Raw genomic sequence first — 22,412 nt, forward strand, 5'->3', positions numbered from 1 at the left:
ATTGATAAAAAAAGATTACATTGAAATAATTTTTTTAATTACTTTGGGTGCAGCCTCATCTTTAAGTTTGCCTCCCTACAATTACTTAATAATAAATTTTTTTACTTTTAGTGTTTTTTTTGTATTTTTATTTAAAAAATCTAAAATTACTCAAAGTAAAAAGTACTTCTTTTTTTATGGGTGGCTATTTGGATTTGGTTATTTTTTATCAAGCTTATATTGGATATCAATATCTTTAACATTTGATCAAAATTTTAAATTTTTAATTCCTATAACTATTATTTTAATACCTTCATTTCTGGGAATTTTTTATGGATTGGCTACTTTCTGTTTTATAATTTCAAAATCTAAAAAAATAGTAAGTTCTTTTTTTATTTTTTCATTATTTCTTGGAGTTTTTGAATTTATAAGAGGTTCAATTTTAACTGGTTTTCCTTGGAATTTGATAGCCTATAGTTTTGTTAATCATTTAGAAATATTAAGTATTACTTCGTTAATAGGAACCTATGGATTTAATTTATTTTGTATTTCACTGTTTGCTAGTCCTGCAATTTTTATATTGAGAGAAACAAAAAAAGATATTGGAGTGTGTGTTATTTTTTTAATTTTACCATTTCTATTTTATCAGCATGGATTTACCTATAAAGAAACATTTTACTCATCAGATATTACAAACTATGATTATAAAGTAAGAGTCATAGGTTCAAATATTAGTCTCGATAGATTTTATTCAAAAATTGATCCAGTCTCAGTCATAAATGAATTGATTGATATAAGTGAGCCGCAAAAAGATGATAAAACTATATTTATTTGGCCCGAAGGAATTCTTCCTAATGTTTCCCAAGAAGAATTAATTGAATACAAGTGGTTATTTGAAGAGACTTTTAGCAAAAATCATTTGTTATTTATTGGGATTAATAGTCAAAAATTGAAAAAAGAAAAAATTAATTATTTCAATTCCTTATCTATTTATGATCATAATTTAGAAATATTAAATTTTTATAATAAGGTTAATCTAGTGCCGTTTGGTGAATTTTTACCTTTTGAAAATATTTTAAAAAAAATTGGATTAAAGGTAATTACAAATAATTATCAATCTTTTTCAAAAGGAAATGATAGAAAAATCATAGAGATAAAAAAAGATGATTTTTCCTTAAAGATATTGCCATTAATTTGTTATGAAATAATTTATTCAGGCAAAACATTTAAAAACCCAAGCTTTGATTTAATAGTTAATATTTCTGAGGACGGATGGTTTGGTAAATCAATAGGTCCGAAACAACACTTTGCACATAGCATATTTAGAGCAGTTGAAAGTGGCAAATATATATTGCGTTCAGCAAATAATGGTATTGCAGCAATTGTTAATCCCTTAGGGATTGTTGAACAAAAGGTCAATTTTGGTAAATCAGGCTACGTTGACTTTAAAAAATCCAAAAAATTACCAACAACGTTATTTTCTAAATATGGAAATAAAATTTTTATAACATTAATTTTATTATATATTTTTATGATATTTTCATTTAATAGATCTAAAAAATGAGTAATTTAAAAAATTTTCTTTTCACAAGTGAGTCGGTATCTGAAGGTCACCCGGATAAAGTTTCAGATAGAATTTCAGATATGGTGGTTGATAGTTATCTTTCTGGAGATCCATTCTCAAGAGTTGCATGCGAAACACTTACAACAACCAATAAAGTAGTTTTGGCAGGGGAAGTTAGAGGTCCTGAAATAAAACAAGATGAATTAATTGAAAAAGTTAGAAATTGCATAAAAGATATTGGATATGACCAAGAAGGTTTTACTTGGAGGGAAGCAACAAAAATAGAAAGCCATCTTCATTCCCAATCTACTGATATTGCAATGGGTGTAGACTCCTCTGGAAATAAAGATGAAGGAGCTGGAGATCAAGGTATTATGTTTGGGTATGCTTGTAATGAAACTGATGTTTTAATGCCAGCACCTATCCATTACTCACATAAAATTTTAAGATTAATGGCAGAAGATAGAAAGTCGGGAAAGTTAAAAAATATAGAACCAGACAGTAAGAGCCAAGTTACTTTTGAATATGTAGATGGAAAGCCTACTAAAGTAAAATCTGTAGTAATATCTTCTCAGCATTCTGCAGATGTTAATCAATCACAAGTTAGAGATTTACTGAGACCTTATATGCTACAGTCCATTCCATCAAATTTTCTTGAAGGTTTCAATGAAGATGAGTTTTATGTAAATCCAACAGGAAATTTTGTTATTGGAGGTCCAGATGGAGATTGTGGATTAACAGGAAGAAAAATTATAGTTGATACCTATGGCGGTGCTGCACCTCATGGTGGTGGAGCTTTTTCTGGAAAAGATCCTACTAAAGTAGATAGATCAGCTGCTTATGCAGCAAGATATATTGCAAAAAATGTTGTTGCTTCTAAAATTGCAGATAAGTGTTTGATTCAATTAGCTTATGCAATTGGAGTGTCTAAACCACTATCAATTTATGTTGATTTATTTGATAATAATTTAGATAAAAATAAATTTGTTGTAGATAAAATAAATGAAAATTTTGACCTAAGTCCTCGAGGAATTAGAGAGATGCTAAATTTAAATAAACCGATATATGAAAAAACAGCTGCTTATGGCCACTTTGGAAGAACACCAGAGGATAACGGTTCATTTTCTTGGGAAAAAACTGATAAAACAAGCCATTTTTGTAAATAGTTTCTGTTGAATTAAAATAAAACTTTACTATATTGCCTTTACATTATTGAATTTACAGAATGGGCATCAGCCCATTTTTTTTTGGAGCAAACAAAAACATGTTAAATAAAAGAGCAGACAAACTAGAATTATTAAGAATTGCTGAAGCTGTTGCTTTAGAAAAATCTATTGATAAAGAACTAATTATTAGTTCCATGGAGACTGGAATTGCAAAAGCAGCTAAATCTAAATTTGGTCAGGAAAATGAAATAAAAGTTTCAATTAATAGAGATAATGGCGACATCGAAATTTTTAGAAAATTGATTGTTGCTGAAAATCCTGAAAACTCTAATACAGAAATTAAACTTGAAGATGCAATTAATCTAAATGAAACAAACAAAGATAAAGCGATTGGAGATGAAGTGTTGCAACCATTACCATCATTTGATTTTGGAAGAATTGCAGCTCAAACAGCAAAACAAGTAATTAGTTTTAACGTAAGAGAAGCTGAAAGAGAAAGACAATACAATGACTTTATTGATAAAAAAGATTCAATTTTAAGTGGTATTGTTAAACGATTAGAATTTGGAAACGTAATCGCTGATCTAGGACGAGCTGAAGCAATAATCCAAAAAAATGAAATGATCCCAAGAGAAAACATAAAAGCTGGAGATAGGATTAAAGCTTATTGTTATGATGTTAGAAGAGAGCCAAGAGGACAACAAATTTTTCTATCAAGAGCGCACCCAAAGTTTATGGAGAAGCTTTTCGTTCAAGAAGTTCCTGAAATTTATGATGGATTAATTGAAATTCAATCATCATCAAGAGATCCAGGTAGCAGAGCAAAAATTTGTGTTAAGGCAGTAGATACATCTCTTGATCCAGTGGGAGCTTGTGTGGGTATGAGAGGCTCAAGGGTTCAAGCTGTTGTAAATGAATTACAAGGTGAGAAAATTGACATTGTAAATTGGTCAGAAGATCCAGCAATTTTGGTTTCGAATGCTTTATCACCAGCTGAAGTTCAAAGAGTAAATGTTGACACCGAAAGAAAAAAATTAGACGTAATTTTAACTGAAGAAAATTTAAGTAAAGCTATTGGAAGAAGAGGTCAGAACGTAAGACTTGCAACTAAGTTATTAAATTATGAAATTAACATAATGACCGATGCCGAAGATTCTGAGAGAAGACAATCTGAATTTAAAGAAAAAACAGAAAACTTTGTAAAAAACTTAGAACTAGATGAAACATTGGGGCAGTTACTTGTTGCTGAAGGTTTTTCATCAATAGATGATATTAAAGATACCACAACAGAAAGCTTGATGAAAATTGAAGGTATCGAAGAAGATACAGCAAAAGCTTTGATAGAAAGAGCAAAAGAATTTCATCAAAAAGACCAAGAAGATATTTCTGAAAGAATAAAAGAATTAGGACTTAAAGAAGCTTTAATAAATCTAAAGGGATTGACACCAGGAATGTTAATGACTTTAGGTGAACAAAAAATTCAAACTTTGGAAGACTTTGCTGATTTAGCATCTGATGAGTTAACAGGTGGATATGATATTATAAAGGGAGAAAGAGTAAAAATTCAAGGATATCTTGAGGATTTTGCTTTATCAAAAGAAGAAGCTGATGAGTTGATTATGTCTGCAAGAAATATTGTCTACAAAGATTGAGTGATGAGTTATGGAAAAAAAAACAAAATTAACAATTTCTGGCACAGCCAAAAAATCGATCAAAAATATTGAGATTGCAAAAACTCAAGGAAAAAACTCTGTAGTAATTGAAAAACAATCAAGTAAATTTCCAAGCAGGGGTGGATCATCTAAACCTGGAAACTTCAAACCAAGAACTACATCAACATTTAACAGGGGTGCCCCTCCAAAACCATCATTTGCAACTAAATCACCCCCAATAACGAATGATTTTGAGCGAAGAAAACTTGCTGAGCAAAGAGCAACAAAAAGGCTTAAAGGAGATGACAATAAAGATAAGAAAACATCAAAAGCTGGAACCAAAAAAAGAGAATTAAAATTAACAGTTTCAAGAGCTCTAAGTGATGAAATTGAAGCAAGAGCGAGAAGTGAAGCTTCTGTTAAGAGAGCAAGACAAAAAGAAAATAAAAATTTAACTAAAGAGGAAGCTCAAGAAAATTTAAAACCTGTTAAACGAGATGTAAATATTCCAGAAGCTATTACGGTTAGAGAACTAGCTAATAGAATGGCCGAACAATCAAGTAGCGTTATTAAGTTTTTATTCGGAATGGGCGTTACTGTAACTATCAATCAAACATTAGCAGCTGATACTGCTGAGTACTTGGTAAAAGAGTTTGGACACAACCCAATAAGAGAAGAAAAAGTTGAAGAAATAATTCAAAAGATTAAAGCTACTAGAGTTGAAAATTTAAAGAATAGACCGCCAATCATAACTGTAATGGGGCACGTTGATCATGGTAAGACTTCAGTCTTAGATGTTTTAAGAAGTGCGAATGTTGTGTCAGGAGAATTTGGTGGAATTACCCAACACATTGGAGCCTATCAAATAGAAAGCCAATCTAATAAGTTAACATTCATTGATACACCCGGTCACGCAGCTTTCACAGAAATGAGAGCAAGAGGATCAAAACTAACTGATGTAGTAGTTTTAGTTGTTGCAGCTGATGATGGTGTTAAACCGCAAACAGTAGAATCTATAAAACATGCAAAAGCTGCAAATGTTCCAATTGTTGTAGCAATTAATAAATGTGATTTGCCAGATGCGGACCCACAAAAAATTAAGAACCAATTATTAGAACATGAACTGATTGCAGAAGATTTATCTGGAGACACTTTAATGGTTGAAATCTCAGCAACTACTAAAAAGAATTTAGATAAATTAGTTGAAGCGATAATTTTACAAGCTGAAATATTAGACTTAAAAACTGATTTTGAATCTAAGGCTACAGGTATTGTTCTTGAATCTAAAATTGATGTTGGAAGAGGACCTGTTGCAACAATTATAGTAACCACCGGAACCTTAAAAAAAGGTGATTTTTTTGTAAGTGGTCTGAGATGGGGAAAAGTTAGAGCGATAATTGACGATAAAGGAAAAAATATCAATGAAGCACCTCCGTCAGCACCAGTTGAGATTTTAGGAATTAATGGTGCAGCAAAATCAGGTGATGATTTTATTGTTGTTGATAATGAAAAAGAAGCAAAAACTTTAAGTGAAAATAGAGCACAAGAAAGTAAAGATGTAAAAAACCCATTAACTTTTGCAACTCAAGATTCAGCTTTTTCAGATACTTCAGCTGAAGAATTAAATTTAATAATTAAATCAGATGTTCATGGATCATCAGAGGCAATTAAAAATGCAATTAGTCAAATTACACATGACGAAGTTAAGCCAAAAATCATTCTAGCAGATATTGGAATGGTAACCGAAACAGATGTTACTTTAGCAAAAGCTTCAAATGCAGTTCTAATAGCGTTCAATGTTAAACCAAGCAAAGAAGCAAAAAAATTAGCAGAAAATGAAAAAATAAAAATTTCATCTTATAACATTATTTATGAAGTCTTAGATTTTATTAAGCAAAAAATGTCAGGCCTGTTATCACCTGATATTCAGGAGACAGTTACGGGTACAGCTCAAATTTTGGAAATATTTAAAGTTTCGGGAGCTGGAAAGGTAGCGGGATCTAAAATGATGGAGGGCGAAATCACTACTGCTTCAGATGTTAGAATAATTAGAGATGGAGCAATCATTTATACCGGTAAAGTTGGAACTCTATTTCGAGAAAAAAACCAGGTAAAACAAGTCAATAATGGCCAAGAGTGTGGAATTACTGTAAAAGATTACATGGATTTCCAAAAAAACGACACAATAGAAGCGTTTAGTATAACATCCACTGAGAGAATGATCTAATGAGCGATAGAATCGGAAAGCCAATATCCCAAAGACAGCTAAGAGTTGGAGAAATGATCAAACAGTCTTTAAGCATGATTTTTATAAAAAATGAGGCTAAGGTCCCGAATTTAGAAACTAATACAATAACGGTTACAGAGGTGAAAATGAGTCAGGACTTAAAAATAGCTAAAGCATATGTACTTCCACTTGGTGGTAAAAATGCTGAAGAAGCTATTAATATTTTAAAAAAATACTCATTCTTAATTAGAAAAATATTATCACAAAAGGTGGTTATGAAATTTTTACCAAAATTACTTTTTAGAAAAGATGAATCTTTTGAGTATGCGGAAAAAATAGAAAACTTAATAAAACAAACAAATAAATAGGAAAAAAGAGGCATGAACAAAAAGGCACAAGAATTAGCAATGCACGATAAAGATACTGGATCTTCAGAGATTCAGATTGCTTTGTTAACAGAGAAAATTGAAACTCTCTCTACACATATTAAACAATTCAAAAAAGATAAACATTCATCTGTTGGATTGTTGAGAGCGGTAAATAGAAGAAAGAAATTGTTAGAATACCTAAAAAATACAAAAATGGATTCTTACAAAAATGTACTGTCGAAATTGGGATTAAGAAAATAAAGATCAAGATAGATAGATAGAATGGAACGAAACGAACGAAACGAAATGGAAATGAAATGTTTAAAGTACACAAGAAAGAAATAGAAGTAGCAGGAAAGAAGATAAGTTTAGAAACAGGCAAAGTAGCAAGACAGGCAGACGGAGCAATCATCGCTTCATGTGGTGAAACAGTTATTTTAGCAACAGTGGTAGGAGCAAAGAAAGTAAATCCTGACATGGATTATTTCCCATTATCAGTAAACTACCAAGAAAAATATTATGCAGGTGGAAAAATTCCAGGTGGATTTTTTAAGAGAGAAGCAAGACCAACTGAAAGTGAACAATTAATATCAAGATTAATTGATAGACCTATCAGACCTTTGTTTCCTGGTGAATTTAAAAATGAAGTGCAGTTGTTACCAACAGTAATTTCATATGATAAAGAAAATCAACCAGACATCCTAGCAATCACCGCGTCATCAGCAGCATTAGCAATCTCAGGAATGCCATTTATGGGCCCTGTAGGAGCGTCTAGAGTTGGTTATGTTGACGGTAAGTACATTCTTAATCCATCAAAAGCTGAATTAGAAAACTCAAGTTTAGATTTGGTTGTAGCAGGTACTAAAGATGCTGTGCTTATGGTTGAATCTGAAACATCAGGCTTATCTGAAGAAATAATGTTAGCTGCGGTTAAATTTGGTCATGAAGGCTTTGTCCCAGTAATCGAAATGATTGAGGAGTTAGCTAAAGAATGTAGAAAGCCAGAATGGACTGTTGAGAAAAAAGATTTATCTGAAGTTAAGCAAAAACTTGAGAGTGAATTCACCGAAGGTCTAACCAAAGCTTTTGGGACAATAGATAAGCAAGATAGATCAAATCAAATTTCAGAAATATCTGAAAAAGCTAAGCAGCTTTTTGCTGATAATGAAAATTATTCTGATTTTAATGTTAATGATGAATTAAAAAATCTTGAAAAGAAAATTGTTAGAACTGATATTCTTAAAAACAAAAAAAGAATTGATGGCAGAGGCTTAGCTGATGTAAGAGCTATTGAGTGTGAAGTTGGTGTTTTACCAAGAACTCATGGTTCAGCATTATTTACTAGAGGGGAAACACAAGCAATTGTAGTTACTACTTTAGGTACTTCTGATGACGAACAAAGAATAGAAAGTCTAGATGGACAGTCTAGAGAAAGATTTATGCTTCATTACAATTTTCCTCCTTTTTCAGTTGGTGAAACAGGAAGAATTGGAACGGGAAGACGTGAAGTTGGTCATGGAAAATTAGCATGGAGAGCAATCAATTCTTCACTACCTTCAAAAGAGGCGTTTCCATACACTTTTAGAATAGTTTCAGAGATTACAGAATCTAATGGCTCTTCTTCAATGGCTACTGTTTGTGGGGCTTCTCTTGCATTAATGGATGCTGGTGTTCCAATTAAAGAGCCAGTTGCAGGTATTGCAATGGGTTTAATTAAAGAAGGTGATGATTTTAGTGTCCTGTCAGACATTTTAGGTGATGAAGATCACTTAGGAGATATGGATTTTAAAGTTGCTGGAACTAAAGATGGAATTACTTCACTTCAAATGGATATCAAAATTACTGGTATTACTTTTGAGATCATGGAGCAGGCTTTAAAGCAGGCTAAAGATGGAAGAGTTCATATCTTAGGTGAAATGAATAAAGCTTTAAGTGAATCAAGAGCAGATGTTGGACAACACACTCCAAAAATGGAACAGATTACAGTTGATAAAAAAGATATCGCTGCTGTGATTGGAAAAGGTGGTGCAACAATAAGAGAGATTGTTGAAAAATCAGGTGCAAAAGTTGATGTGAATGACGAAGGGGTTGTAACAGTTGCTGCTCCAGATGAAGAGTCTAGAAACATCGCTATGCAGTTTATTAAAGACATCACTGCAAAAGCTGAACTGAATAAAATTTATTCAGGTAAAGTTATGAAAATTATGGAATTTGGTGCATTTGTAAATTTCTTAGGAAAACAAGATGGACTTGTTCATATTTCAGAATTAGCAGATAAAAGAGTTGCTAAAGTTACTGACGTTGTCAAAGAAGGTGATGAAGTAAAAGTTAAAGTAATTGGTTTTGATAGAGGTAAAGTTAAACTTTCTATGAAACAAGCTGCTGAATAACAAGTAACTTAAGTTAAAAATTCTAAACCCCTGGAATGAAAGTTCTGGGGGTTTTTTTATGAGGTAACTGGTAACAGAACGTTCCTTTATCTTTTTATATTTTCCTCAATTATTTAATTGTATTTGATTTAAATCAATGAACAAAAAGTGATTATTTGTATTGTTTAAGAAAATGAAATTTTATGAGTAGATTAAAAAATTTCAAAGAAATAAACAAATTCAATTAAATTTTGAAATTAAAAAAATAGAGAATTTAATTTATCCTAAAGACATCAAATGTCTTGATAATTTACTTTTAGCAATATTAAAATTTGATGATAAATTAATTGGTGAAATTTATGATACAATAGCTTATTGCCCCACTTTTTTGAGACTGACTGGAAATACTAATATAGAAGAAATTGCAAGGGAACTATTAGAACTTAAGAATTATAATACTATTTATCCTACGATACCTAGAATTTTAATCCAAGCACCTAAAGACGAAAGACGAACATATGGCTGGCATCAAGAAATTTTTTATAACGTTCCTAATTCAAAATTTCTTCAATCTTGGTGCCCAATAATCAGAGATGTAACCGATGAAAATGGTGCATTGTCAGTCTGTTTAGAATCACACAAGAATGGTCTTGCCAAACAGACCTGGGATGAAACAAAAAACCGTCAAAGACAAATAATAGTGGTTGATGAAATTGTAAATAAATATAAACGGATAACACTACCAATGAAATTGGGGGATTTTTTATTGTTTGATCCTTATTTAATTCATCGTTCTGGATACAACTCAACAGAAGATGAAATTAGATTTTCTTTGGTTATAATGTGGAATAATTGTTCATATAAAAATTGGAAAATACCTAAACCTGATTTTACGCAAAGAACTATTACATTTAGAGAAAATTTTGATAAACTGATGCCTAATATAAAATGAACAAACACTGAGTAAACTTAATTAGCGTTTAAGCTGTAAATAGAAATTAGTGGAGTAGAACGCCCTAATATTTTTAACTAAATTTAACTATATTTTAAGTGATATTTTTAGGATCTGGCATCCCAACCTTGTTATATCCAGCATCTACATAGTGAATTTCACCTGTAACACCGTTTGCAAGGTCACTTAGTAGATATAATGCTGAATTTCCAACATCATGGATATCTACGTTTCTTTTTAGAAAAGAATGGTCTTCATTCCATTTATATAGGAATTTAGCATCTCCAATAGCAGAAGCTGCTAGTGTTTTAATAGGTCCTGCACTAATTGCATTTACTCTCATGCCTTTAGCACCTAAATCTCTTGCTAGATACTTAACACTAGATTCTAAAGCTGCCTTACATACACCCATTACATTGTAATTTGGAATAGCTTTGCTTGCTTCATAGCTTAAGGTAATTAGACTTCCACCTTCTTTCATTACTTTAGAAGCTTCTTTTGCAACTTCTGTAAATGAGAAACATGAAATTAACATACTTCTTAAAAAGTTTTCTCTAGTAGTGTTTAAATATTCTCCTGATAATTCTGATTTGTCCGAAAATGCAATTGCATGAACTACAAAGTCAATTTCACCCCATTGAGATTTAACTTCTTCAAATAATTTGGTTACATCTTCTTTTTTTTCAACATCACAACTAAATGTAGTTTTTGAATTTAATTTTTCTGCTAAAGGAATTACTCTTTTCTTTAAAGCATCACCTAAATAAGTAAATGCAAGTTCAGCACCTGCTTCAGCAAGTTTTTGTGAAATTCCCCAAGCGATAGATCTTTCATTGGCAACACCCATGATCAATCCTTTTTTACCTTTCATTAAACTCATAATTTAAACCTTTTCAAAAATTAAAGCAGCGTTGGTTCCACCAAAACCAAAACTGTTAGACATAACTGTGTTTAAAGTTACACCCGTCTCTGTTTTAGTTACAATTGGAAATTTTTTAGCCTCATCATCCATATCCACAATGTTTGCAGAGCCAGTAATAAAACTATTTTTCATCATGATTAAACAATAGATTGCCTCATGAACTGAAGCAGCACCTAGTGGATGACCAGATAGTGATTTAGTTGAACTTATCTTTGGAACATCAGCTCCAAAAGTTTCCCCAACACCTCTTAGCTCAGTAATATCGCCTACAGGAGTAGAAGTGCCATGAGTATTTATATAATCAATTTTATTTTTAGCTGTTGCAAGAGCCATTTTCATACATCTCACAGCTCCTTCACCAGATGGGGCTACCATATCGTAACCATCTGATGTTGCTCCATAACCTGTTAATTCCGCGTATATTTGAGCACCTCTAGCTTTAGCGTGTTCATATTCTTCAAGCACTAGCACTCCACCACCCCCAGCAATTACAAAACCATCTCTAGTTTTATCATAAGCTCGCGAAGCTTTTTCTGGTGTATCATTATATTTTGAAGATAAGGCTGTCATTGCATCAAACATAGCTGTCATTGCCCAGTGTAGTTCTTCACTTCCGCCTGCAAAAACAATATCTTGTTTACCCATTTGAATTAATTCACTAGCATGACCAATACAGTGACCACTAGTTGCGCAAGCTGAGCTCATTGTATAATTCACACCTTTTATTTTAAACGGTACAGCAAGAGTTGCTGATGCTGTACTTGCCATTGTTCTTGGAACAACAAATGGTCCCATAAGTTTTGGAGTTTTTGCTCTAGTTTTATCGACTGATAAAACTACATTTTCAATTGAAGGTCCGCCTGAACCCATTACAATTCCAGTTTTAATATTACTCACGTCTTTCTCTTCAAGACCAGAGTCTGCAATAGCTTCTTTCATTGCAATATAATTATAAGCTGAACCAGATCCCATAAATCTAATTGTTTTTCTATCAACGTGGTCAGCAAGATTTATATTTGGTTTGCCATGTATATGACTTCTTAAATTATGTTCTTTATATTCTTCACTAAATGAAATTCCTGATTTTGAATTTAATAATGATTGATGAACTTCCTCTTGATTATTACCTAAACAAGATACAATTCCTAAACCTGTAATAACAACTCTTCTCATTATTTAAATAATCCCACTTTTAAACTTTCCGCTGAATATATTTTTTTGTTATCTGCAAGTACAGCACCATTAGCAAGGCCAACAGTTGTTCCTCCTGGCGACATAATTTTTTTCATATCAATTTCATACCTTACATTTTTAACATTTTGTAAAACTTCACCTGTAAATTTTACTGTACCAACTCCAAGAGCCCTACCTTTTCCAGGGTTACCAAGCCACCCAAGATAAAAACCAACTAGCTGCCACATTGCATCAAGACCTAAACATCCTGGCATAACTGGATCTCCCTTAAAATGACAGTCGAAAAACCATAGATCCTCTTTAATATCTAATTCAGCCTTTAAAGAACCTTTATTATAAGCCCCATTATTATCATTGATTTCGGTAATTCTATCAAACATAAGCATTGGGGGAAGTGGTAATTTAGCGTTTCCAGGGCCAAAAAGCTCACCATTTCCACATATTATGAGATCATCGTAAGAATAAGAATTTTTTTTCATAAAATTTGAATACCCTTAATACTTGATTTAATGATAATATAATATAATAAATAGCATAATTTTAATAACAGTTTAGAATTATTATAAATAATTATGAAAAAAGACTACAATTTTATCAACAAATTAAGAGAAATTGGACTAAGACCCACAAAACAAAGAGTTAAAATTTGTGAATTGTTGTTTTTAAGGGATAAAACCTTCCATTTTACAATTAATGACCTTGTCAAAAGAATTTCAGATGAGATAAATGAAAAAATATCTCTAGCTACAGTTTATAATACGGTTCATGCTTTTCAAAAAAAAGGTCATTTAAAAGAAATAGCGATAAATTCAAATAAAACTTACTATGACACTAACACTTCAATTCACCATCATTTTTATGATGAGGATACTCACGAGCTAATCGATTGTGATGAGAATGATATTGATTCTATTAATTTGAAAAAAAATATTCCTGGAAAACAAATAAAATCTGTAGAAGTTTTGATTAAAGTTGCGAGTGATAATCAAAATCAAAATTAATTCAATTAAATCAAATATTTAAGTTCTACATTATAATTATTCTAAACTGTTGACTTTAAATTTAGAATCATTATATGTTTCTAATCATTAAATTAAGGAGAATAAAATGTCACTAAAAGGAACAAAGACAAAAGAAAATCTAGAAGCAGCATTTGCTGGCGAAAGCCAAGCAAACAGAAGATATCTTTATTTTGCTCAAAAAGCAGACATCGAAGGATACAATGATGTTGCATCAGTATTTAGATCAACAGCAGAAGGTGAAACAGGCCACGCGCATGGACACTTAGAATATCTAGAAGAAGTTGGTGATCCAGCTACTGGTTTACCAATAGGTGAAACTAAAGCTAATCTAGCTTCAGCAGTTCAAGGTGAAACACATGAGTATACAGACATGTACCCAGGTATGGCAAAGACAGCTAGAGAAGAAGGTTTTGAGGAAATCGCAGATTGGTTTGAAACTTTAGCAAAAGCTGAAAAATCTCATGCTGGTAAATTCCAAAAAACTTTAGAATCTATTAGTTAATAAATTTTTTTAGTGGGCATTAATGTGCCCACTAAATATTCAATAAAATTTCAAAAAAATTATGAGCAAAGAAGGTAGTTTAGACGCCCCTATTAGACATCCAATAGATTTTGAGCATCCTGATTTTTTAAATCCTGAAAAAATAGATGCTGAAATGAGAAGAGCGTTTGATATTTGTCATGGTTGCAGAAGATGTTTTAACTTATGTGACTCGTTTCCAAAGTTATTTGATATGATCGATGAGTTAGAAAATGAGGATGTCGAAAGTTTAAAAAGTCAACAATTTGAACCTGTTGTAGATGCTTGTACTTTGTGTGACATGTGTTTTATGACTAAATGTCCATACGTACCCCCTCATGATTTTGATTTAGATTTTCCTCATTTAATGTTGAGATATAGAACAGCTCAAAAAAAAATGGGAAAATTACCAGGTGTACCAACACAATTAGCCAAAATAGATAGAAATGCAAAAATTGGTGTCATGTTTTCAAAATTAGTTAATTGGGTATCTGATATTAAAAATAAATTTCTAAGAAAAATTTTAGAAATTGTTTCAGGGATTGATAAAAGAGTTCAATTACCAAAATATAATTCAGAAACATTTTCAAATTTCTTTAAAAAAAATAAAGATAAAATAAATTTTGAAACTTCAAACAAGGATAGGAAAGTTGTAATTTATACGACTTGTTTTGTTAATTTTAATAAAAAAAATACAGGAGTTGCGGCTTTAAAAGTTTTAAAAAAGAATGGAGTTGATGTTCAAGAGGCTTACCCAGGATGTTGTGGGATGCCTTTCTTAGAGCAAGCAGATCTTCCTAGGGTGGTTGAACAAGCAAAAAAAGTATCTAAAGATTTATTAGAGTGGGTTGACAAAGGTTATAAAGTAATAACTTTAACAGCTAGCTGTGGGCTAATGTTAAAGTTTGAATGGCCTCTTTTATTACCTAAAGATGAAAATATAAAAAGATTGTCGTCAAATGTGATGGATATCGATGAGTATGTTGTTGATATAGCAAATAACGAGGGGTTAGCCGAGGGATTACAAGAAATAGATGGTGGTGTAACTGTTCACAATGCGTGTCATGCACGAGCACAAAATATGGGTATTAAGTCAAGAGATATGCTGAAATTTATACCAAACGTTAAATTAGATGTTGTTGAAAGATGTGCTGGTCATGGAGGTACTTTTGGCGTGATGAAAGATACACATGATTTAGCAAATAAAGTTGGCAGACCAACTGCTAGACAAATTAAAAATAAGAATAATAAATACATGGCTTCAGACTGCCCACTTGCAGGAAAACATTTAAAGCAATTAGAAATTGACACCAATATTTCTAATGATGAGGCGTTACATCCTATCGAATTAATGGCAAAAAGTTATAGATTATGATTATGCCAAGAGAAAAAAGAGAAATTGTAAAAAAAGACATTATGCCTTTGGATGTCTATACAAAAAATAGAAAAGAACTTAGAAAAAGTATTGTTAGCTTTAAAAAAGACAGAAGAATAGCACTAGGTCCATATGCAACTTTTTATTTTGAAAGCTACGAAACAATGTTAGCTCAAGTTCAAGAGATGCTTTACATCGAAAAAGGTGGTGACGAACAGTTAAATGATGAACTTACTGCTTATAATCCCCTGATACCTAATGGAAACGAACTAACTGCTACACTAATGTTTGAAATTGACAATCCAGTTTCTAGAGCAGTATTCTTAAGTAAAGTTGGAGGTATAGAGGAAAAAATATTTATAAAAATTGATGGAGAGATAATTAAAGCAATTCCTGAGGAAGACGTTGATAGAACTTCTGCAGAAGGTAAAGCTTCATCAGTTCAATTCATACACTTTAAATTTAATGATGAGCAAATTCAAAAATTTAAATCGAATAGCTCAGGAGTTGAAATTGGAATAGATCACAAAGAATATTCTCATACAACAAAACTAAGTTCAGCAAATTTAAGCTCTTTATCAGCTGATTTTAGTTAATTAAGCCCCATATATCATTGGTTCTGATCCATCCTTTATAATTATCAGATTTGACTTTGCACCATTTTTCCTGACATTTATCAACAATTAAAAGTCTACCCTTTTCAATTCGAGCTACTGGTTTTGCAAAAGAAGATGGTTTTTTAAATAAAACTTTATTTTGAATTGTAATTACAGAATTATTTTTTTTCAATTGTGAAATATGTATCCAGCCACTGTTATTTTTTAAATCAATAATTCTTCTAAAATTATCTTTTTTATCTATTTCTTTTAACGGTAGATTTATTTTTTTGTAAACATATTTAATATCTGAATCAAAACTAGGTCCATATCGAACATTTACCTTACTTTTTTTTAAAGAAACAAAAGTTTCTTCAGCAACAGAGGATGTTGTTAAAATTGTTAAACAAAATAATGTATAAATAATTTTTTGTATTAATTGCATTTACATTTTTTTCTTTTGTTAAATTTTACTTTTCTAAAATTTAAATTCAAAAAATCTATAATTAAAATAAATCCATTCAAATTTTGTCCAACATTTAAAATTTTTTTTAAGATTTCGTTAGCTTGCATAGTACCAATGATTCCAGCAATAGTTCCAAGTATTCCCTCATGTTCACAGTTTAGTATGTCGTCAGAAATAGTTTCTTCCTGATAAAAACATCTTAAACAAGGATTTTTTTTATTATTGAAATCAAAAGTGAATATATGTCCATCAAATTTGCTTATAGCCCCAGTTACTAGAAATTTTTTATATTTTAAGCTTATATCATTAATTAAAAATTTTGTTTCAAAATTGTCTGTACCATCAACAATATAATCATAATTCTTAACAATTTTTGTAAATTTTTTTTTATTTAATTTTAAATTGTAAATATCAATTTTAGTTTTAGAATTGATATTATTTAATTTTTTTTTAGCCGCCTTAACTTTTGATTTTCCCAAATCTTTTTCATCATATAAGGTTTGTCGGTGAATATTTGAAAGACTAACTAAATCATGATCTACAATTCCAAGAAATCCAACACCTGACCTGGTTAGAAATTCGGCTACAGGGCATCCTAATCCACCCATACCAATTATTAAAACTTTTGAGTTTAAAATTTTTTTTTGGCCTAAAACACCAATATTTTTTAAAATGATTTGTCTTGAATATTTTTCAAGCTGATTTTTACTAAGTTTTAAACTCATTTTCCAGTTGAGCCAAATCCACCTTCTCCTCTAACTGTTTCAGGTAAAGTATCTGCTTCTTCTAGTTGCATCTTAATAACAGGAGTTAAAATCATTTGAGCTATTCTATCCTTATTATTTATTACAAAATTAGTATTGCCATGATTGTAAAGAATAACTCTAATTTCACCTCTATAATCGCTATCTATTGTACCTGGAGTATTTAAAACACTAATATTGTTTTTAGCAGCTAAACCAGATCTTGGTCTAATTTGAATTTCAAACTCACTAGGAAATGCAACAGAAATGCCAGTTGGAACTAAACAAGAATTTTGTGGTTTTAGTGTTATTGGCTCATTTATAAAAGCCATTAAATCCATACCTGATGCTCCGTTAGTTTTATAGGCAGGTAACTCAACAGATGAGTCTAATTTTTTTATAAGAACTTTTGTCATTAATTTAATTGATTAATTATTCTATCAACTATTTCATCAGATATTTCAGATTTCTTTTTATATGAAAGTTTTTCTTTATTTTTATCTTTATAGTAAATCGTTACTTCATTAAAATCAGAACTGAAGCCAATTTTTTTATTGGATACATCATTTGCAATTATCCAGTCACAATTTTTATTGTTTAGTTTTTTTTCTGCATTTTTTTCAACATTGTTTGTTTCAGCTGCAAAGCCTATAACAAGTTCTGGTCTCATTGAATTATGGTTTGAAATATAATTCAATATGTCTACATTTTTTTCTAAATTTAGATCTAATGACTCATGTTTTTTAATTTTATTTATAAATTTTTTATTAATCTTAAAATCAGCTACAGCTGCAGAAAAAACTGCCACATTAGTTGGTAAGTTTTTTTGAGTTTCTAATAACATTTCATCTGCTGTTTCAACTTCAACAAGTTTAATATCATCATCAACTTTTAAATTAGTTGGTCCTGAAATAAGAGTTGTATCAAAACCTTTTTTAGATAAAGATTTAGCAATTTCATAACCTTGTTTACCACTAGATTTATTTGTAATAAATCTTACAGGATCAATGTATTCGTTTGTTGGACCAGCTGTAACTAGTGCTTTTAATTTTTTATTTTTTTTAAGATTTAAAAAATAATTGTTTATTTCGTTTGAAATTTTATCAGGTTCAGACATTTTTCCTTCACCATATTCCCCACAAGCCATTTCACCAATTTCTGGGCCAATAAGTTTGTAACCATAATTTATTAGTTTTTGTAAATTTTGTTTTGTTGATTGATGTTCCCACATTCTTACATTCATTGCTGGTGCTAAATAAATCTCTTTATTTGATGCAAGTACAACGGTTGAAGCTAAATCATCTGTTGTGCCTTGAGCTAATTTTGAAATTGTATTTGCTGTTGCAGGCGCAATTAAAATTACATCTGCCCATCTTGATAAAGCGATATGATCCATCTCAGTTTCATTTTTGACATTAAATAAATCAGTATAAACTTTCCCTTGAGAGAGTGATGCAACAGAAAGAGGAGTTATAAATTCTTTAGCACTATTGGTTAAAATTGTTTTTATTTGTGCTCCGCTTTTTTTGAAAATTCTAATTGTTTCGAGACTTTTATAAGCAGAAATTCCACCACAAATTATATAAAGAATTTTTTTGTCTATCAGATTTTTCATTTGTCGAATTAAAATACCAATAACCCTATAATTACAAGAACTAATAAACCAATAATAGATTGGTTTCTAAAAGCAGTCATTTCAGATTTTTTATTATTTAAGGCAGTGTAAGAATTTGAGTTTTGTGGAATTTGACCACTAGCTAAAAATGTTAAAGCTTGATTAGCTTTATCCATAATCTCAGGAAATTCTGGCAATCTTTTGATAACCTCCGATGTATTGTTCAGAGTATCTGTGATCGCATTAATTGGATCTTTAGTTTCTCTCAACCAGCTTTCAAGTACAGGCTTGGATGTTGTCCATATATTTGTATTAGGGTTTAATTTTCTTGCAACTCCTTCAACTACAACCATAGTTTTTTGTAACATTAATAATTGAGGTTGGGTTTGCATATTAAATTTCTCAGTTACATCAAATAATTGTTTTAGTAATTTGCCACCAGAAATATCTTTAACTGCTTGACCAAATATAGGCTCTCCTATTGATCTTAAAGCTTGAGCCAAATCGTCAATTGGAACATTATTTGGAACTAATCCAGCTACCAAATGTACTTCGGCTACTTTCCTATAGTCTCTTTGTATAAATCCAAATAAAATCTCTGCTAAAAATCTTTTACTTATTTTGTCCAATCTACCCATTATACCAAAATCTATAGGGGCAATTTGACCATTGTTATCAATAAAAATATTTCCTTGATGCATATCTGCGTGGAAAAAACCATCTCTTACTGCGTGTCTTAAAAAATGCTGAATAATGTCTTCTGCAATTTTATTTGTATCTAGATTTTTATTTTTTAATTCTTCAGTTTCTCTTATTGATACGCCATCAATCCAATCGAGAGTCATTACATTTTCACTTGTAAAATTCCAATAAATTTGCGGCACTCTAAATCCTGCATCGTTTTTAGTATTTTCTGCATATTCATTTGCTGCAGCTGCTTCAAACCTTAAATCCATTTCAAGATTTGTTATCTCTTTCAATAAAAATACAACCTCAACCAGCTTTAATCTTTTTGTTTTTTTTACAAAAGACTCGATTATAAAAGCAAACAACATCATTGCGTCAATTTCTTCATTAAATATTTTCTTAATATCTGGTCTTAAAATTTTTATCGCCACATCTTTAATAGTTCCGTTGTCATTAATTTGAGCTTTGTGCACTTGTGCAATTGAGGCAGCTGCAACAGGTTCGCTAAAGTCTATTATTGAATTATATGTGTCCTGACCAAGATCTCTTTTAATTATTTCTTTCGCTTGGCTTATAGAGAAAGGTGGAAGACGGTCTTGTAAATTTTCAAGCTTGGTTGATAATTCTTCACCAATAATATCAGGTCTAGTTGCTAAAAATTGTCCAAGTTTTATAAATGTAGTACCCATAGACTCTAAAGAATTAGATAATCTTTCTCCCTCATTTAAACTTAGGTTTTGCTGATTTTTTTTAGAAAAAGAAATTGATAGCAATTGAAATAATATTGTTACTATAAAAGGTGGTTTTTGGAACTTTGAAGCAATACTTAGTATATCAGATTTAGCAATTTTTCTTCCTAACTTAAATAAAGTTATAAATTTTTTAATCATTAATATTTCCATCCACTATGAATTGAAACAATCCCTCCAGAAAAATTTCTGTAAGAGCATTTTTGAAAGTTATTATTCTTCATTAATTCAATTAATTCTTCCTGATTAATAAATTGTTCTATACTTTTAACTAAATACTCATATGGCTCTTTTTTACCAACCACAAATTGCCCAATGATTGGAATTAATTTTGAATAATTTTTATAAATAAAATCAAGATTTGAGTTCTGTATTTTTGAAAATTCTAAGCACAAGTACCTTCCACCTGGTTTTAAAACTCTATATGCCTCAGAAAGAGCTTTGTTTAAATCTTTTGTGTTCCTTAGTCCAAAACTAATAGTATAAAAATCAAATTTATTGTCTTCGAAGGGTAGTTGTTCTGCAGGAGAAATAACCCAGTTAATATTTTTATAACTAGATAGTTTTCGTTTACCTTGGCTTACCATTCCTTTGTTGGGATCCACACAGGTAATTCTACTATTTTTATCAGTGCTATCTAAATAGAGTTTGCCTATGTCACCAGTTCCACAAGCAACATCGATGAAATTTTTATTTAAAGAGGGGTTCATCATATTTATTAGGCTTTTTTTCCAAAATCTATGAACGCCAAGTGACATAAAGTCATTCATTAGGTCATATTTACTATAGACCTGATCAAATACACCTTCTACCAGTCCTTTTTTATTTTGAAGATATTGTTGCATAAAAAAAAATATATATTCAATATAGTGTGAAATGCCAGAATTACCAGAAGTAGAAATTGTAAGACAATCTCTTCATAAAAAAATCAAACAAAAAAAGGTTAAAAAAGTAATAATACGAAATAGAAATTTAAGATTAAAAATTCCACCGAACTTTGCTACTTATTTTCAAAACAAAAAAATAATTAAAGTGGGAAGATTCTCTAAATATTTAATCATTTATCTGCCAAAAGAAAATTATTGCTTAATTCATCTTGGCATGTCAGGAACAATACACGTAATAAATAATAAATTAGTTAACAAACCTACAAATACTAGTTTTTATAATTCTCCTTTTTTACCAAAAAAACATAATCATGTTGAGTTAATTTTTGAAAATTTTAGAATTGTTTATAATGATCCAAGAAGATTTGGTTTTTTCCAGTTAATAAAAAATAATCTAGACTTGAATAAAAGATTTTACCATTTAGGTCCTGAGCCTTTTGATAAGAGTTTTAATCTAACTTATGTTTACAATTTTTTTAAAGGAAAAAATAAAGATATAAAAAATTTTTTACTTGATCAAAAATTTGTTTCAGGAATAGGAAATATTTATGCTAGTGAAATTCTATTTTTAAGCAAAATAAATCCATTCAAAAAAGTAAAATTATTAAGTAAAAAAGAATGTCAAAAAATTATAAATAACAGTAGAAAAATTCTACTCAAAGCTATAAGCAAGGGTGGATCTAGTATAAGAAATTTTAAGGATATCTCAGGATTAAAAGGTGGTTTTCAGAATGAATTTAAGGTTTATCATCAAGAGGGAGAACGGTGTAAAAATTTAGGATGTTCTAATCTCATTAAAAAAAAAATAACCTCAAATAGATCAACTTTTTTTTGTGATTCTTGTCAAAAATAGCCAATTATTTTATTGACCACCATAAATTCTCAAGTTATACCCCTGCGGATATGGCAAACACAAAATCGGCAATTAAGAGAATTAGAAGAATATCTAAGCAAACGGCTGTTAATAAGGCTAGAAAAAGCAGATTTAGAAATGCTTTAAAAAAAATGAACCTTTTAATTGATGATAAAAAAAAAGATGAAGCTCTAAAATTCTTGCCTAAATTGAATTCAGAACTAATGAAAATTGCCAAGACCGGGATTATTAAGAAACAAAATGCGTCAAGAAACGTTTCTAGAATATCCAAAAAGATTTCTGCGATATAAATTTAAAGTTTTATAAGTTCGTATAGAAACAACTTCAAGTATTCACATCATCTATTAATAAAGTTTCAATATTTAACTATATCTAGATTTGGTAAATAAAAATAGTTTTTATGATTCAATCTATAAACGATTCAATCTGTGTTTGATTCAAAAAAAATATTTAGATAAAAAATAAATTAATTTTTTTTTATTAAT

General features: G+C 30.3%; 23 protein-coding genes. 14 read left to right on the forward strand and 9 right to left on the reverse strand.

The features are described 5' to 3' along the window. Nucleotide 1 precedes the first annotated feature (1 nt). The 8 genes from lnt to ACIJYB_RS07535 all read left to right on the forward strand — a co-directional run bounded on the left by lnt (nucleotide 2) and on the right by ACIJYB_RS07535 (nucleotide 10,277). Nucleotides 2-1,543 (forward strand): apolipoprotein N-acyltransferase, encoded by a 1,542-nt coding sequence (gene lnt / locus ACIJYB_RS07500; protein ID WP_435151007.1) that lies wholly within the window; start codon nucleotides 2-4, stop codon nucleotides 1,541-1,543. Continuing rightward, entirely contained in the window at nucleotides 1,540-2,709 is a 1,170-nt protein-coding gene (metK, locus tag ACIJYB_RS07505; RefSeq protein ID WP_435151009.1) for a methionine adenosyltransferase, read from the forward strand. Before lnt ends, metK begins: the two co-directional genes overlap by 4 nt. 59 nt (nucleotides 2,710-2,768) lie before the next feature. Continuing rightward, nucleotides 2,769-4,361, forward strand: coding sequence for a transcription termination factor NusA (nusA, locus tag ACIJYB_RS07510; RefSeq protein ID WP_435151011.1), 1,593 nt, complete (start codon nucleotides 2,769-2,771; stop codon nucleotides 4,359-4,361). A 10-nt stretch (nucleotides 4,362-4,371) separates the two neighbouring features. Beyond that, nucleotides 4,372-6,588 (forward strand): translation initiation factor IF-2, encoded by a 2,217-nt coding sequence (gene infB / locus ACIJYB_RS07515; RefSeq protein ID WP_435151013.1) that lies wholly within the window; start codon nucleotides 4,372-4,374, stop codon nucleotides 6,586-6,588. Further along, entirely contained in the window at nucleotides 6,588-6,956 is a 369-nt protein-coding gene (gene rbfA, locus ACIJYB_RS07520) for a 30S ribosome-binding factor RbfA (protein WP_435086013.1), read from the forward strand. The genes infB and rbfA overlap by 1 nt, the downstream gene beginning before the upstream one ends. 12 nt (nucleotides 6,957-6,968) lie before the next feature. Next, nucleotides 6,969-7,217 carry a 30S ribosomal protein S15 gene (gene rpsO / locus ACIJYB_RS07525; protein ID WP_435151015.1) on the forward strand — a complete coding sequence of 83 codons (249 nt, stop codon included), beginning with the start codon at nucleotides 6,969-6,971 and terminating at the stop codon, nucleotides 7,215-7,217. Between the two features lie 56 nt (nucleotides 7,218-7,273). Next, entirely contained in the window at nucleotides 7,274-9,346 is a 2,073-nt protein-coding gene (gene pnp, locus ACIJYB_RS07530) for a polyribonucleotide nucleotidyltransferase (RefSeq protein WP_435151017.1), read from the forward strand. 367 nt (nucleotides 9,347-9,713) lie between these two features. Beyond that, a complete protein-coding gene (locus ACIJYB_RS07535) occupies nucleotides 9,714-10,277 on the forward strand; it encodes a phytanoyl-CoA dioxygenase family protein (RefSeq protein ID WP_435151019.1) in 564 nt (187 codons plus the stop codon). A 94-nt stretch (nucleotides 10,278-10,371) separates the two neighbouring features. On the opposite strand, the gene ACIJYB_RS07540 is transcribed toward ACIJYB_RS07535, so the two are convergent. The 3 genes from ACIJYB_RS07540 to fabA are packed head-to-tail and all read right to left on the reverse strand — an operon-like array spanning nucleotide 10,372 to nucleotide 12,872. After that, nucleotides 10,372-11,157, reverse strand: a complete 786-nt coding sequence (locus ACIJYB_RS07540; protein WP_435151021.1) for an enoyl-ACP reductase FabI — start codon at nucleotides 11,155-11,157, stop codon at nucleotides 10,372-10,374. Between the two features lie 3 nt (nucleotides 11,158-11,160). Further along, nucleotides 11,161-12,372, reverse strand: a complete 1,212-nt coding sequence (gene fabB / locus ACIJYB_RS07545; RefSeq protein ID WP_435151023.1) for a beta-ketoacyl-ACP synthase I — start codon at nucleotides 12,370-12,372, stop codon at nucleotides 11,161-11,163. Further along, entirely contained in the window at nucleotides 12,372-12,872 is a 501-nt protein-coding gene (fabA, locus tag ACIJYB_RS07550) for a bifunctional 3-hydroxydecanoyl-ACP dehydratase/trans-2-decenoyl-ACP isomerase (RefSeq protein ID WP_435151025.1), read from the reverse strand. The genes fabB and fabA overlap by 1 nt, the downstream gene beginning before the upstream one ends. Nucleotides 12,873-12,965: 93 nt before the next feature. Between fabA and ACIJYB_RS07555 the strand changes: the two genes are divergently transcribed. The 4 genes from ACIJYB_RS07555 to ACIJYB_RS07570 all read left to right on the forward strand — a co-directional run bounded on the left by ACIJYB_RS07555 (nucleotide 12,966) and on the right by ACIJYB_RS07570 (nucleotide 15,906). Then, nucleotides 12,966-13,394 (forward strand): Fur family transcriptional regulator, encoded by a 429-nt coding sequence (locus ACIJYB_RS07555; RefSeq protein WP_435151027.1) that lies wholly within the window; start codon nucleotides 12,966-12,968, stop codon nucleotides 13,392-13,394. A gap of 106 nt (nucleotides 13,395-13,500) precedes the next feature. After that, on the forward strand, nucleotides 13,501-13,917 hold the full coding sequence (locus tag ACIJYB_RS07560; protein ID WP_023649160.1) for a rubrerythrin family protein: 417 nt from the start codon (nucleotides 13,501-13,503) through the stop codon (nucleotides 13,915-13,917). Nucleotides 13,918-13,978: 61 nt separating this feature from the next. Next, a complete protein-coding gene (locus tag ACIJYB_RS07565) occupies nucleotides 13,979-15,310 on the forward strand; it encodes a (Fe-S)-binding protein (protein WP_435151029.1) in 1,332 nt (443 codons plus the stop codon). A gap of 2 nt (nucleotides 15,311-15,312) precedes the next feature. After that, nucleotides 15,313-15,906 carry a DUF3501 family protein gene (locus tag ACIJYB_RS07570; protein ID WP_435152569.1) on the forward strand — a complete coding sequence of 198 codons (594 nt, stop codon included), beginning with the start codon at nucleotides 15,313-15,315 and terminating at the stop codon, nucleotides 15,904-15,906. Here the strand turns inward: ACIJYB_RS07570 and ACIJYB_RS07575 are convergent. From ACIJYB_RS07575 to ubiE, 6 genes are read right to left on the reverse strand one after another with little or no spacing between them, the layout of a single operon-like run. Next, a complete protein-coding gene (locus tag ACIJYB_RS07575; RefSeq protein WP_435151031.1) occupies nucleotides 15,899-16,351 on the reverse strand; it encodes an SH3 domain-containing protein in 453 nt (150 codons plus the stop codon). The two genes, ACIJYB_RS07570 and ACIJYB_RS07575, sit on opposite strands and share 8 nt — an antisense overlap. Then, on the reverse strand, nucleotides 16,342-17,097 hold the full coding sequence (locus tag ACIJYB_RS07580) for a HesA/MoeB/ThiF family protein (RefSeq protein ID WP_435151033.1): 756 nt from the start codon (nucleotides 17,095-17,097) through the stop codon (nucleotides 16,342-16,344). Before ACIJYB_RS07580 ends, ACIJYB_RS07575 begins: the two co-directional genes overlap by 10 nt. Further along, a complete protein-coding gene (gene dut, locus ACIJYB_RS07585; protein ID WP_435151035.1) occupies nucleotides 17,094-17,531 on the reverse strand; it encodes a dUTP diphosphatase in 438 nt (145 codons plus the stop codon). The genes ACIJYB_RS07580 and dut overlap by 4 nt, the downstream gene beginning before the upstream one ends. Further along, complete coding sequence (coaBC, locus tag ACIJYB_RS07590; protein WP_435151037.1) at nucleotides 17,531-18,730, reverse strand: bifunctional phosphopantothenoylcysteine decarboxylase/phosphopantothenate--cysteine ligase CoaBC; 1,200 nt, start codon at nucleotides 18,728-18,730, stop codon at nucleotides 17,531-17,533. Before coaBC ends, dut begins: the two co-directional genes overlap by 1 nt. 8 nt (nucleotides 18,731-18,738) lie before the next feature. Next, nucleotides 18,739-20,307 carry a 2-polyprenylphenol 6-hydroxylase gene (gene ubiB, locus ACIJYB_RS07595; RefSeq protein ID WP_435151039.1) on the reverse strand — a complete coding sequence of 523 codons (1,569 nt, stop codon included), beginning with the start codon at nucleotides 20,305-20,307 and terminating at the stop codon, nucleotides 18,739-18,741. Continuing rightward, nucleotides 20,307-21,011, reverse strand: a complete 705-nt coding sequence (gene ubiE / locus ACIJYB_RS07600; RefSeq protein ID WP_435151041.1) for a bifunctional demethylmenaquinone methyltransferase/2-methoxy-6-polyprenyl-1,4-benzoquinol methylase UbiE — start codon at nucleotides 21,009-21,011, stop codon at nucleotides 20,307-20,309. Before ubiE ends, ubiB begins: the two co-directional genes overlap by 1 nt. A 31-nt stretch (nucleotides 21,012-21,042) precedes the next feature. Between ubiE and mutM the strand changes: the two genes are divergently transcribed. Both mutM and rpsT read left to right on the forward strand, forming a co-directional pair. Further along, entirely contained in the window at nucleotides 21,043-21,906 is an 864-nt protein-coding gene (gene mutM, locus ACIJYB_RS07605) for a bifunctional DNA-formamidopyrimidine glycosylase/DNA-(apurinic or apyrimidinic site) lyase (protein WP_435151043.1), read from the forward strand. Between the two features lie 50 nt (nucleotides 21,907-21,956). After that, nucleotides 21,957-22,217, forward strand: coding sequence for a 30S ribosomal protein S20 (rpsT, locus tag ACIJYB_RS07610; RefSeq protein ID WP_435086042.1), 261 nt, complete (start codon nucleotides 21,957-21,959; stop codon nucleotides 22,215-22,217). Nucleotides 22,218-22,412 lie beyond the last annotated feature (195 nt).

This window comes from Candidatus Pelagibacter bacterium nBUS_44 (genome assembly GCF_051200895.1).
Classification (GTDB): Bacteria; Pseudomonadota; Alphaproteobacteria; order Pelagibacterales; family Pelagibacteraceae; genus Pelagibacter.